The 12,328-nt window shown below is 41.4% G+C and carries 11 protein-coding genes; 5 read left to right on the top strand and 6 right to left on the bottom strand.

Translation table 11 applies throughout. The features are described from left to right. The first annotated feature begins 57 nt into the window (after positions 1–57). From E2P86_RS01935 to E2P86_RS01925, 3 genes are all read left to right on the top strand, one after another. Positions 58–414 (top strand): hypothetical protein, encoded by a 357-nt coding sequence (locus E2P86_RS01935; protein WP_234991137.1) that lies wholly within the window; start codon positions 58–60, stop codon positions 412–414. A 105-nt stretch (positions 415–519) separates the two neighbouring features. Further along, positions 520–2,055, top strand: a complete 1,536-nt coding sequence (locus E2P86_RS01930; RefSeq protein WP_085472397.1) for a SulP family inorganic anion transporter — start codon at positions 520–522, stop codon at positions 2,053–2,055. A gap of 152 nt (positions 2,056–2,207) precedes the next feature. Then, the gene (locus E2P86_RS01925) at positions 2,208–2,855 is read left to right on the top strand and encodes a carbonic anhydrase (protein WP_134430410.1); all 648 of its coding nucleotides are present in this window, start codon (positions 2,208–2,210) and stop codon (positions 2,853–2,855) included. A 90-nt stretch (positions 2,856–2,945) separates the two neighbouring features. On the opposite strand, the gene E2P86_RS01920 is transcribed toward E2P86_RS01925, so the two are convergent. Genes E2P86_RS01920 through E2P86_RS01910 form a run of 3 tightly spaced genes read right to left on the bottom strand, consistent with a single transcriptional unit; the run spans position 2,946 to position 6,889 of the window. After that, entirely contained in the window at positions 2,946–4,220 is a 1,275-nt protein-coding gene (locus E2P86_RS01920) for a hypothetical protein (RefSeq protein WP_134430407.1), read from the bottom strand. Positions 4,221–4,272: 52 nt separating this feature from the next. Next, complete coding sequence (locus E2P86_RS01915) at positions 4,273–4,821, bottom strand: phosphoribosyltransferase (protein ID WP_134430405.1); 549 nt, start codon at positions 4,819–4,821, stop codon at positions 4,273–4,275. Continuing rightward, on the bottom strand, positions 4,799–6,889 hold the full coding sequence (locus E2P86_RS01910; protein WP_134430402.1) for a transglycosylase domain-containing protein: 2,091 nt from the start codon (positions 6,887–6,889) through the stop codon (positions 4,799–4,801). The genes E2P86_RS01915 and E2P86_RS01910 overlap by 23 nt, the downstream gene beginning before the upstream one ends. Before the next feature lie 145 nt (positions 6,890–7,034). On the opposite strand from E2P86_RS01910, the gene E2P86_RS01905 reads away from it, so the two are divergent. Together E2P86_RS01905 and E2P86_RS01900 are read left to right on the top strand one after the other, a co-directional pair. Further along, positions 7,035–7,328 carry a hypothetical protein gene (locus E2P86_RS01905; protein WP_134430399.1) on the top strand — a complete coding sequence of 98 codons (294 nt, stop codon included), beginning with the start codon at positions 7,035–7,037 and terminating at the stop codon, positions 7,326–7,328. A gap of 84 nt (positions 7,329–7,412) precedes the next feature. Then, positions 7,413–8,471, top strand: a complete 1,059-nt coding sequence (locus E2P86_RS01900) for an Mrp/NBP35 family ATP-binding protein (protein ID WP_134430396.1) — start codon at positions 7,413–7,415, stop codon at positions 8,469–8,471. 73 nt (positions 8,472–8,544) lie between these two features. Here the strand turns inward: E2P86_RS01900 and E2P86_RS01895 are convergent, their stop codons facing one another. The 3 genes from E2P86_RS01895 to E2P86_RS01885 are packed head-to-tail and all read right to left on the bottom strand — an operon-like array spanning position 8,545 to position 12,319. Continuing rightward, the gene (locus E2P86_RS01895) at positions 8,545–9,837 is read right to left on the bottom strand and encodes a DUF4302 domain-containing protein (protein ID WP_085472404.1); all 1,293 of its coding nucleotides are present in this window, start codon (positions 9,835–9,837) and stop codon (positions 8,545–8,547) included. Positions 9,838–9,843: 6 nt separating this feature from the next. Beyond that, positions 9,844–10,731 (bottom strand): zinc-binding metallopeptidase, encoded by an 888-nt coding sequence (locus tag E2P86_RS01890; protein ID WP_085472405.1) that lies wholly within the window; start codon positions 10,729–10,731, stop codon positions 9,844–9,846. A 1-nt stretch (position 10,732) separates the two neighbouring features. Continuing rightward, the gene (locus E2P86_RS01885; protein WP_085472406.1) at positions 10,733–12,319 is read right to left on the bottom strand and encodes a RagB/SusD family nutrient uptake outer membrane protein; all 1,587 of its coding nucleotides are present in this window, start codon (positions 12,317–12,319) and stop codon (positions 10,733–10,735) included. Positions 12,320–12,328: the final 9 nt, after the last annotated feature.

Genomic DNA, 12,328 nt, shown 5'->3' with positions numbered 1-12,328 from the left:
ATAATACAAAACCATGATATATTTTTTTCAATTTTTCGTATTTTTGTATCGTAATTTATGTACAACAAGAGAATATTCATATCGACCAAAAAGGTAATAGCTGCAAAGATCTGCTTTGCCGTCTTCTTCGTGAAGATGTTAATTTCGGCTACACCTATGTTCGTGGATGTATTGGATAAAGGCACAATTCTACAGGTGGTTCTGCAACTAGAAATAGAGAATACCGCTAAAGGAAACAACCCATCCGAAGATCTCCATGAAGCAGGTTCGAAATTCTTTAGTACATCATCATCCGACTTTCTGGCCTTCAACCCTACAATTGAAAATAAGGCACAAGAAAGGCACTACCTGCGTAATGAGAAACTCTTTGAGGTATTTCATCCGTCGGTTCCCACCCCGCCTCCTAACTGTTAATTCATTTTTCACCTTAGAACAACTGTTGAAGCATTAAAAATGCTTTGATAGGGATCCTGATGGATTCAATCAAATGAAATGAATTAAAATAGTTAGAAAAATTTTATGTTAGGAACTCGTATGTCTGCTTTTCTAAAATTATCGAAAAGAGACTTAAAATATGACTTTCCAGCTAGTGTTGTGGTGTTTCTAGTAGCACTACCATTATGTTTGGGAATTGCAATGGCCTCTGGTGCGCCATTATTTGCAGGAATTATTACCGGAATTATTGGTGGTATCGTAGTTGCCTCCATCAGTAAATCTCCATTAAGCGTTAGCGGTCCAGCGGCCGGTCTGACGGTGATTGTACTCGGAGCAATTGAAAAACTAGGCGCTTACGAAACGTTCTTATTAGCGGTCGTTATTGCTGGTATCGTTCAACTTATTCTAGGTATCATAAAAGCGGGAATGATTGGCAACTATTTTCCTTCATCTGTTATCTTAGGCATGTTGGCCGCTATCGGGATTACCATAATCTTGAAACAAATTCCACTTGCCTTCGGTATGATTGAAACCCATGCATTTGAGGTGGAAGATGGAGGCGGTATCGCTGCTTTTGGTAACACCATTGTCTCCACCATAAATTGGGGAGCAACCATTATTTGTCTGTTGTCGTTAGCGGTATTAATTTACTGGCCCAAAATAAAAGGATTGAACAAAATACCGGCACCTTTGGTGGTCGTTTTGATCGGAATTGGATTAGCCTTAGCTTTTCAGGGTTCTTCTTATGGACTAACGCCGGAACACTTTGTAATGATCCCAATTGTGAGCTCTTTTCAGGAATTTACAGGACTTTTTGTTTTTCCTGACTTCACACAGATCATAAACAAAGACGTTTGGATTGTAGCCTTTACCATCGCTATTATCGCCAGTCTGGAAACATTACTAAGTATAGAGGCAGTTGATAAACTTGACCCTTTCAAAAGAGTAACGCCAACCAATAGAGAGCTGATTGCACAGGGTATTGGAAACATGACGAGTGGCTTTCTAGGTGGTTTACCGATGACCTCTGTTATCGTTCGCTCTTCTGCAAATGTGCAAGCAGGTGGTCGTACCCGACAATCCGCAATGCTTCATGGTATGTGGTTATTGGTGGCTCTTTTAGCGATCCCTATGGTGATTAACCTTATCCCATTATCGTGTTTAGCCGCTATACTTTTACACACCGGTTTTAAATTAGCGAAACCAGCTCTGTTCAAGGATATGATGCGTAAAGGGTTAGATCAATTTATTCCCTTCTTTATCACGGTTCTAGCCATTGTATTTACAGATCTATTGATGGGTGTTGGTATCGGTATTTTGGTTGCTGTATTTTATATCATCCGCGCAAATATGCAGAATGCATTCAAAATGGAGGTTAAGGAGCAAGATGGCAATCAAACCGTTGTGATGACATTGGCGGAGGAGGTCTCTTTCTTAAATAAAGTGCCTATCCAACAGAAGCTTTACAGTTTACCTAAAACGATTGCAGCTATTCGAATCGATGGAAAGAGTAGTAAATTTATCGACAAGGATGTTATCGAAGTACTCAAGGACTTTGAGATGAACGCCGTCAGCAAGGGGATTGATATCGAACTCGAATCGATCACGTACAAAAAATAATAAATGCTTCAAGAGCCGTGTATCTACTATGGTGCGTAAATCAATGATATGCGGCTCTTTCACAGCTTTATCAAACAAATACTTTAAGAAAACAATTTAATGCAGTAACTTGGTTGAATTTTTATTCGACCACTATTTAAAATATAAATAACATGGGAAATCAAGATTTAGAAAAAGGCTTTCAAGAAATTTTAGACGGTAACAAGAACTGGATGGAGTTTGTCGCCAATGATACTACAGGACGTTTCGAACAACTAGCAAAAGGTCAAAATCCAGAAGTATTATGGATCGGCTGTGCCGATAGCCGTGTTCCTGCCAATGAATTAACTGGAAAAAAACCTGGACAAGTATTTGTTCACCGTAACATCGCCAACCTATGTGTACACTCGGATATGAGTATGCTATCGGTACTCGATTACGCCGTAAATGTTCTAAAAGTTAAGCATATTATTTTAGCAGGTCACTATGCTTGTGGTGGTGTAGCAGCAGCTATCTCCAGTAAACAACATGGCATTATTGACAACTGGTTATGCCATATCAAAGACGTATACCGTTTACACCAAAAAGAACTTGATGCCATCCAAGATCAAGAAAGCAAAACGGATAGATTAGTAGAGCTAAACGTTAAGGAACAGGTTTTCAACCTATGTACAACATCGATCGTACAATCTGCATGGAAAAATGGACAGGACCTTGCTATTCATGGTATGGTGATTAACATCGGCACAGGAGAGCTTATTGATCTAAACCTTACCCAGGCGAATAATGAAAATCTAGATAAGGTTTTCCAATATCAATAGAATTAACAATACGGATTAAATATTAAGAGGCTGTATCTTATTTTGATACAGCCTCTACTTTTTTAAGGTCCACAATAAAAAGATCCAGGGTTAGTGTATGGGTTGCCCCTCTTGCGTAACACGCTGTACATACGGACTTGCATATCGGTCCAATAGGGTTGCAAATTGATACCTTGTCACCAACTTGTCTACATCAAAATTGCCTTCAAACTTTAGTTTACTATTCCAATCTTTAGCAATCTGTTTCTCTATCTCATCACCTCGTAACCCCACAAACTTAAGTAAGCTCAGGTAGTCCTTCCAATAGAACTCACTTCCTTTATTATCTAAAAACCAAAGTTGGCTTCGTGTAAATAATTTATTAAATACCGGCTCTACTTCTTCGTACCGAACAGGTGCTTCTTTCACAAAATAGTAACCCGGATCGACCTTCATTCCTTTAAACAAGTTACTTAGTCCTATTTTCTGAATCGACATAAAATTGGGATCATCTGTTGCTATATCCTGAAAAGGCACAATACGTGCACCGTATGTTAGCAACTCTGTTTGTAATTTGCGGACATCCACTTTGCTTACCGCTGTTTTAAAGAAAGCCGTATACGCCACAATAGCTCCCAATGCTTGCCCAATATTCGCTTTTAGAGGAATAGTGGCTTGTTCTTGATCAAGCAACTGCTGAACCGCAAACAAGTTTAATACATTATCCTTTTCTAAAAATATCATATTGGAAAAAGTTAAACCATAGACCTGATCCCCCGATTGCCCACTAGCGATTAACGTCCGTACCTGTTCGGCATTTAAACGCTCGACAGGAAGCAAACGTCCTGGTTTTGCATGCATAATGGCGCTTCCTGTAAACGAGTGTAACAGCTGGTCAGAAGTGGCGTCCACTACGCCACGTACATCATATTTTTGCTTATTAGAGCATGTGATGGTCCATGTATTCTTATTGCGCTTCATGGACTCAATCTTTTGTTCTTTCACGACCAATAAATTTGTCTGCTTAAGAAGAAGTTTCTCTAACGCGTTCGCTGCTAGTTGCGGATTTATATCCTTCTTCACCAAGGCTGCAATGGAATCACTTTTTGTTTGTGAAATGGCCATCTCCATCAATAGGCTCATCCAAATTCCGCCGTCCAGGTTTGCCAGATTATCAAAAGACAATGGCTTCGTTGTCAGCTCGGGAACCATCTTCGAACCCGGCAAAATCCACAGCGTCGGCACATTGGAAAGCGAACTTTGTAATGCAGCTGCATAGGCCGTTATATCATCGCCATACACCAACACCTGTGGTTTTAATTTCTTTTGCCCAAAGGCTACTGCGCTATAACAGAGATATAAAAAGACAAATATAATTGGGCGCATAGTGACGTTGCTTTAAAGGAGACCTAAGACTTGAATTTCCTCCAATCTCCACTTAGCGGGAGATCGGTACATTTTTATAAATATCAGGAAGGTTTCGATACTGTCTATTGTAATCCAGACCGTACCCCACCACAAACTCCTTCTCTATTTCGAAACCCACTTGAATAATATTATCGAACTCGTACTGTAAACAATCTGGTTTCATCAAAAGAGCACATACACCAACACTTGCTACGTTATGTTTTTCTAATGCTTCCAAGGTGTGTTTTAGAGAGTTCCCTGAGTCGATCACGTCTTCTATAATGATCACGTGACGGTTCGCTAAATCAATGCCAACTCCTAGCAACTCATGAATCATATCCCCCTGAGCTGTTCCATCATAGGATGTTAACTTCACAAAGGATAACTCGCAAGGGATTTCAATACATTTCATCAAATCGGCCATAAACATAAAACATCCATTCAATACCCCAATAAAAACAGGGTTCTTACCGGCATATTGTACGCTAATGTCAAGTCCCATAAGACGTACCGCTTTTTGGATTTGTTCGTACCCGATGAACTCCTCAAAGTATAAATTATCGATTTGAATTTTCTTCATTATTTTTATTGTTTGAATCCTTGCCAAATAATTTATCCATCAATTTTGCACGCATCGCCTCTTCCTGTTCCAACTCACGAATGATTGTGTTCTGCTGTTCATCCATATCGGTATAAGCTGAATCGACCACGCCAATAGGGCGCGCAGGACGTAAGCCCGGTTGCAGAACCACTCCATAGAAGCCATAAGACTCTGGCACTTCCTCGTCAGTAAGTTGTCCGCGTTTATTCATAATATACCCATACGTATTAAAATGCCGTTGTACCCACGGAAGGAGGTGTCCTGTGTAATCGAAAGAGGATAATCCCGTTTTGGGACGCGGAACTATACTCGATAAGAAGAGACTTTCCCCAATATTAAGTTCACTCGGTTTCTTGCCAAAATAATAGTGCGCGGCCTCTTGAATGCCATATACATTTTTTCCCCATTCAATCACATTCAAATACACCTCTAACATCCGGTCCTTGCTAACTTGTCTAGAACTTTCCATCAACCAGACCAGCAAAATCTCCTCGAACTTACGCATCATGGTTTTATTCCTATTCAAGAACACATTTTTGACTAGCTGCATCGAGATAGTGCTTGCACCACGCTTGAACTTACGCTCCTTAATATTGGTAACTATCGATAGTTTAAAAGCTTCCTCTTCAAACCCTTTATGTTGATAGAAATATGGATCCTCGGTATTTAAAACTGTTTTTTTAAGTATGGGAGCAATTTGGTTCAACGGTGTAAACTTCGGGTTTTGTGGTCCTAATACAATTTGCCGCATCAAAACACTATCTTCGTAAGCGTCATAGGTAAAAGCAGTATTCATGGTTTTTATATCGGCCTTCCCCCATTGTATTACTTTCAACTCAGCATCGTCCATCTTAGACGAAAACACGAGTTTATCTGGCTGATCGAAATTAACCGAAAAATCTAAATCATAGGCTATTCGGCCTGAAACCTTTATCCCTTCAAGTGCAGGGAAGAGTCCCTCTGGAATAGCATCAAATAGCTTCTCCGCCTCGAATTTCCCCGTATGAACTGAAAGAGCTAATGTTTTATGTGGTTTTGGAACAAACTTTAGATACGGCTGAAACACAAACTCTTTCACCTGTATCGTACTTCCAGGATTCACTTCTAAAGCATTCCGGCTGATATTTATCTGCCCTTCACCCAGCCCCTCCGGCAAGAGAATATCCCTTTCGGATAACCTTCGATGATTTACTTTTAAGTTGGTGAACGACCATTTCCCTGCCACGGTAAGTGAATCCCTTCCCTCACGCTTTACCTTACGTAGGTCAAACATCACTTCATCAAAGCTAACGCCTAATCCCAATTTTCGACGTAACAAAGGAAGTTCAACCTGCTTCTGTTCCGATGAGACTTTCACGAGCAATTGCTGCTTATCCGGGTTTACATGCCCCGAAAAGTTCCATTGTGCATCGTGTTCATTTAAAAAAAGACTAGTCTCAAAATCGCCTCCATCAATCTCTGCTCGCGGCACCCGTATACGCTGTTGTAAGCTGTCATCCTGATAGGAAAGCTCAAAATTATCGAGCTCCATATTGCTTGGTATCTTGAAAAAGACCTTTTTCATCAACCCATCGATCAGTGCCGCATAATTCCGTTCATCGTCTCCCTTCTCTTTTGCTTTTTCTTTCTTCTTAAAAAGAAAATCATAATTGCTTACGCTATCCTTCTTAACGAGCGTCACCTTGGCATTATTCAATACCAGATTTCCAATTTTGACATCACCGAATAAAAGAGGCCATAAGCGAACAGTAACGGCCATCTGCTTGATATCAGCCAGTTGTTCACGCTCTCGAGGGAGAACTTCGATATGATCGAAGGTAACCGTCGCTAAGCCTGTAAAGCGATAATCGCGTACTTTGAAATCAATATTATAATCACGTAAGAGAACACCCTCAGCCTTTGTCATCGCCTTTTTTAGCATAGCCCCACGCACACTTAACCCCACAGCCAACGCGGTTAGGATAAGCCCGAGCAATACCGCCAAAGCAATATAAATTGCTTTCTTCTGTTTAGGTGTAATCTGGGATAAGGCATTCAACAACTTCATTCCGCTTGCTTTTCTATTCGTGTATGTTTTTCACAGGTTAAACTTAGATAAATTTGCCATTATTACCAATAAAATGAGCCTTCACTCCGTCATAAATTTGCTTATTTAACTTATTTTCACTATATTACGATTATCTCAAATGCGTATGAAAAATAATATCTTAATAAATTACCCCAAAGCAAATTCTAGCCCTGTAATGGTAGACTACCGTGTATCGAACGAGGGAAAATTAAAAACAATTTCTTGTGCAGTATCAAACGCACAAATCCTACCAAGCTGGTTAGAAATGCAAAAGTTTGAATTGGTAGCCCTAAAAGAAGAGGACGGCTACAGTTTGCTCTTCCATGAAAAGAAGTTTGACAAAAACCTAGACACAGTATTGTTTATTGATCAGGTGTTTGAACGTATTATGGAAGCTAGAAACCAACCTATAAACTAGGTTTTTCGCTAATTTTCTTTAACAACACAGGCATGACATGATTATCCCAAGCAATTACGTAAATTTGCGGGATACAACAGTATTATGATTACGAAAGAACAAGTATTACATGCCTTGGGTCATGTCGAGGAACCGGATCTCAAGAAGGATTTGGTAACCTTGAACATGATTCAGAACATTGAAATATTACCCAATAAAGTAAAGTTTGATGTTGTCCTTACAACACCGGCCTGCCCACTCAAAGGCCATATTGAACATGCTTGTCGCAATGCTATTGCCTTATTTATCGGTAAGGAAGTTGAGACAGAGATCAATATGACTGCGCGTGTTGTCAGCACCGAAACCAATCAGTTGGATGGTATCAAGAATATTATCTTGGTCTCTTCTGGAAAAGGTGGTGTTGGTAAATCGACAGTTGCGAGCAACCTAGCGTTAGCGCTAGCGGAGACTGGCGCCAAAACAGGTCTTTTAGATGCTGATATCTATGGACCATCGTTACCTATCATGTTTGGTCTAGAGGGTGCACGTCCGGAGTCTATGCATACACCAGATGGCAAAACGAAAATTTTACCAATCGAGAAATTTGGGCTAAAACTCTTATCGATTGGTTTTTTTACGGATCCAAACCAGCCTATTCCTTGGCGTGGACCGATGGCAACATCGGCAATTAAGCAGCTTTTTGGTGATAGCCACTGGGGTGAACTGGATTATCTGGTTGTAGATATGCCTCCAGGCACGGGTGATATCCATATCACGGTTTCGCAGACCTACCCTATTTCGGGCGCTGTTATCGTTACGACACCGCAGCAGGTTGCGCTAGCAGATGCAATTAAAGGCATGGCGATGTACCAAATGGAAGGTATTAATGTGCCTATCCTAGGTGTCGTTGAAAATATGGCCTACTTTACGCCGGCTGAACTTCCAGAAAACAAATACCACATTTTTGGTAAAGATGGTGGTAAAAAGTTAGCAGAAGATAATAACACCACTTTCTTAGGTGAAATCCCATTGGTGAAATCTATTGCCGATGCGGGTGATAATGGTTTTCCAATTTTATTGGATGCCGATGATAAAGTTGTTGCTTCCTTCCATGAGATCGCAGGTCGTGTAGCACAAGAGCTCAGCATTTTAGCAAATAAATAGAAAAAGTCTACAAGACACATAAAATAGAAAAGGGAGGTCAAAAACATTGATCTCCCTTTTCCTTTTTTATGATTTAATTATTTAATGGGTCGTTGATCGGAGCCAGCGTCACACGCATGGTGTTTTGTGCATTATTGACATCCGTTAACAGTAGCTCGATCGGCGCACTCGAAGTATCTGTTGTGGTTATCCGGAAAACCGTAGTAAAAAATGGCGCAGCAATCTGGTTCAGTCCTCCAAACCAATACTTATTAACGTCAAATACTTCTACTTGCCAATAATAGTACCGACCACCGAAGTCAGTCCTTAAGATATCACCATCCGTAGTGGAAAGAGTAGTATCGAAGACAAAAAGTGCTATAACTGAATTGTCAAAAACGCCTATCAAACCATAGACCATATTGTATGGCCCAAAATAAACATTGTTTAACTCCACATTTCTATTTTTAAAATTGACCTTTGTAACATCCCATAATTCTTTTCCATACGCTCCCAAATTGTTATAGGACAGTGACCAGCGATTGTTTACAAACCACGTGTTTAAGGCTTGATAGGATGTATAGATTTTGAATGTCCGATCTTTATCCGTGTAAAAACCCCTACGTTCTCCCGGTACTCCCTCAAAGTCTAAGGTCTTGACCGCTACCCCCCCGATCTTCACCTCCTCGTAGAACTCCAGTCCGTTTGGTATAACCCGAAAAGAAACACTACTGTTATCATCTGCCAGTCCGCGTAGTACCCTTCTGCTGTATGTCAATGGTTTAATCTCACCACTGGCGCTCTCTAGGGTAAAGTTCTCCAAACTCGAAAACATCACACTATTTCTATAAAAGTCTGCGGACTTTGTTTCGAACTCATCACCTTGCAAGGGCAGCATTACGATCTCATTTCCACTTTTCTTTCCTTTTAGCACCACACGCTCCGGTGTCGCCTCTTGGATCACAAATTCAAAATCCCCCTTCATTCCCGTATCGGAATTTCCAATTCCACCATTATCCACGCCAGGCTCTGAAAACAGATGGATCACTTTGTTGTACCCATTAAACGTGAGCGTTGCAGAAAGTTCAGGGACCACCGCATACGTGCTGGTTAGGACATCGGTATTGACATCCGACGTTAAAGTAACCTGCGCATTGGATATAAACTTGGCAAAGATGGTGTATCCCCCAAACTCTCGTCCTGAACTAGGGTAATACTTCATCATCCAGCCGGCTTTATTTCCTTGAAGCACGGCATATGCTTCCTGAACGGCAGCGGTCATACGAACAGAGGCATTCTCATCAAAAATAGGGTCTTCTAATCTCTTACAGGATGAAACCAAGAGAAAAGGAATAATAAATAATATAAGCAAATATCTCTTTTTCATACACTTTTAGTTTAATGACAACTGATCTATGTTGGGTAGATTAGCCTGTCTCTTCAGTATCTCATCACGCAGCTCATCGAGATCTATGTTCCATACGCTGTGAAAGTATGCCCGTACAATCTCTAACTTCCGCTCCAAGATCGGACGACCTACCTCTCCCCCTCTAGCTACCCGCTCTTCCCACTGTTCGGGAGATAACAAAATGTAAAAAGAGTAAACCTCCACAAAATCTTCTTTTGCTTCCTTGGATGCATAGGGCGATATAAAGCCGGCTATTAATCCAGTGCTTTCTCCATATTCGGTATTCCAGGCATCAGAGACATAGCCTGCGGCACTGATTTCATCGAATGATCTGGAAAAATCTTTCGTCTGATTAAGAATGTGGGCAAACTCATGGTGTATGGTCCTGAAATACATTCTGTTCAGATAGTTAATATTCGTACTTGCACCTGCGGTCAATGCATTGAGATTGTACATGGTTATCTTTCGTCCACCCTCTGCAGTTCCCAGCACCATCGTTCCGTTGTTACGATAGGCAGGCGAACCGATATAGCTCAAGGATTTGGGGAAATAAGATCGAATAAAATCCGTGCTCCCGGTCACCTCGTCGTAAGGTTCAATACCCAAGTATTTAAATAATACAGTCATACGTACGGCACTTTCATAGGTAGCGGGACTGAGGTTGTAATTCATATCCGACTCACCATCGACATACTTATAGATTACACCGACATTGTACGGTTTTATAAAATGTTCTTCAATAAAGAGGTCCAGTTCATTCTTGTCGATTTTTAGGTCGGTAAATACGCTATCGGGCGATATTTTATCCGCTGAACACGCCCATGTAAAGAGCAGTATAATGGCTATGGTAAATTTATGTATATTCTTTTTCATCTTATCTCGGATTTGGAGTTAAACCGGCCGTAATCACTTCTATGGGAAGTTGCAAGGCCATGCGCTTATCTCGTTTTTCTAGTTTTGTTGCCGTTTCTACCACATCTACCTCGCCAGAAGCTATTACCCGACGTTCTACCTCGATCCCATATCGCTTCACATCTATCCAGCGCAGCCCCAAGTGCATGGTTTCCAAGCGTCGAATATGCAGTAATGCATGTAGCATGTTTTCCTGCACACCTTCCTCAATCAAGAACTCCGGATTGAGTTTCTTTTTTGGCGTTGACTTCAACGCTGTGTAATATTTCGTCCGCCCAGCCCATGCATTTACACTATCCATGTTAAAGGTAGCTGGTGGGTCGACCACACTGTTGTCTACCCACCTCTTCATATCCACGATCGCTTCTTCATATCGTTTCAAATGGATCAATGCTTCAGCACGGACCAACATGGTCTCCTCGGTGGTAAAAGGGGCATACACCGCCCATCTGTAGCCTATTCCTGCTACGGGATCCGTATATTCAAACATGTAGGATACTCGGGGGACCAAAGTTTTATCCAGATTTGTTCCGGTATATACAAAGACCCGAGGCCGATAACCTGTATTAGAATAGCTGCCGAAAGGACCATTCGCAAAGAACGTTTGCTCCCTTGCAATCAAGTTGCCATGGCTGAATCGGGATCCCGTATAAGAGGCGCCAAAATACAACCCTTGATTGGAGTAGGCTGTTTGTAATAGCAGGTTCGACTTTTCGTTACTTGAGTTATAAAACACCGCCAAAGCACTGACACTACTAACAGCATTTGCCGCAATCCCAATATTATCCCGCATTAATGCTCTCGGATTTACGCCGATGGCCTTGTTGGCATAACGTACCGCATCTTCCCATTCCTCCATATACAACGCCACACGCGCTGCAAAAGCATTGGCCGTCGCAACATTCATGTGAAAGCTCGTTGTGGTTCCATAACTCGTATCATCAATCAAGGGCAATGCCTCTTCAAGATCGCGACGGATGGCTTCATACACATCTTTTACACTTTTTCGCTCATACGTTACAACCAACTCTGTTTCTGGTTTCGTGATGTAAGGTATCCCCAGATCCGTCGCGGCATACTGCTTCGCATAGTGTTGGCAGAACATATTGACCAATAGAAAATGTGCGTAGGCTCTCGCTGCCAGTGCTTCTCCACGCTGTGGGTTCAAGGATGCAGGATTGCCCATTGCCTCAATGGCTTCCAATGCCTCGTTGGCATTGGCAATAGCGCTATAACAAGCCTGCCAAAATATGGTGGGACTATCTGTACCTGTTTCTGTTATACGTTCCCATCGAAATATCTGTTCCAAGAATCGTCCGCCATAAGGGTTTAACGGACCATAGTCATCCACATTGTCGGACGATAATTCAAAAGGCACCAAGTAGGAAGAAGTGGGATACGCCGAAACGAGTAATTTCTTTATCTTCAATTCCGAATCCACCTCTGTTCTATTATCCGGTAGTTCATCTAAAAATTTATTACAGCCAGATAATCCTATCGCTCCCCCTATGATTACGAGCAGCAAGTATTTGTATATTAATGCTTTCATGTTTTCTTT

Origin of the sequence: Sphingobacterium psychroaquaticum, from assembly GCF_004421025.1 — a bacterium.
GTDB lineage: Bacteria > Bacteroidota > Bacteroidia > Sphingobacteriales > Sphingobacteriaceae > Sphingobacterium > Sphingobacterium psychroaquaticum.
Note: the sequence above shows the minus strand (reverse complement) of the source record. Positions and strands in the feature narration are given on the sequence as shown.

What these genes read in the sequence shown, in the direction of transcription:
- E2P86_RS01925 (WP_134430410.1), top strand. Translation starts at nt 2,208, where the DNA reads ATGGGAAATCAAGATTTAGAAAAAGGCTTTCAAGAAATTTTAGACGGT.
- E2P86_RS01900 (WP_134430396.1), top strand. Translation starts at nt 7,413, where the DNA reads ATGATTACGAAAGAACAAGTATTACATGCCTTGGGTCATGTCGAGGAA.
- E2P86_RS01905 (WP_134430399.1), top strand. Translation starts at nt 7,035, where the DNA reads ATGAAAAATAATATCTTAATAAATTACCCCAAAGCAAATTCTAGCCCT.
- E2P86_RS01885 (WP_085472406.1), bottom strand. Translation starts at nt 12,319, where the DNA reads ATGAAAGCATTAATATACAAATACTTGCTGCTCGTAATCATAGGGGGA.
- E2P86_RS01910 (WP_134430402.1), bottom strand. Translation starts at nt 6,889, where the DNA reads ATGAAGTTGTTGAATGCCTTATCCCAGATTACACCTAAACAGAAGAAA.
- E2P86_RS01890 (WP_085472405.1), bottom strand. Translation starts at nt 10,731, where the DNA reads ATGAAAAAGAATATACATAAATTTACCATAGCCATTATACTGCTCTTT.
- E2P86_RS01935 (WP_234991137.1), top strand. Translation starts at nt 58, where the DNA reads ATGTACAACAAGAGAATATTCATATCGACCAAAAAGGTAATAGCTGCA.
- E2P86_RS01915 (WP_134430405.1), bottom strand. Translation starts at nt 4,821, where the DNA reads ATGAAGAAAATTCAAATCGATAATTTATACTTTGAGGAGTTCATCGGG.
- E2P86_RS01895 (WP_085472404.1), bottom strand. Translation starts at nt 9,837, where the DNA reads ATGAAAAAGAGATATTTGCTTATATTATTTATTATTCCTTTTCTCTTG.
- E2P86_RS01920 (WP_134430407.1), bottom strand. Translation starts at nt 4,220, where the DNA reads ATGCGCCCAATTATATTTGTCTTTTTATATCTCTGTTATAGCGCAGTA.
- E2P86_RS01930 (WP_085472397.1), top strand. Translation starts at nt 520, where the DNA reads ATGTTAGGAACTCGTATGTCTGCTTTTCTAAAATTATCGAAAAGAGAC.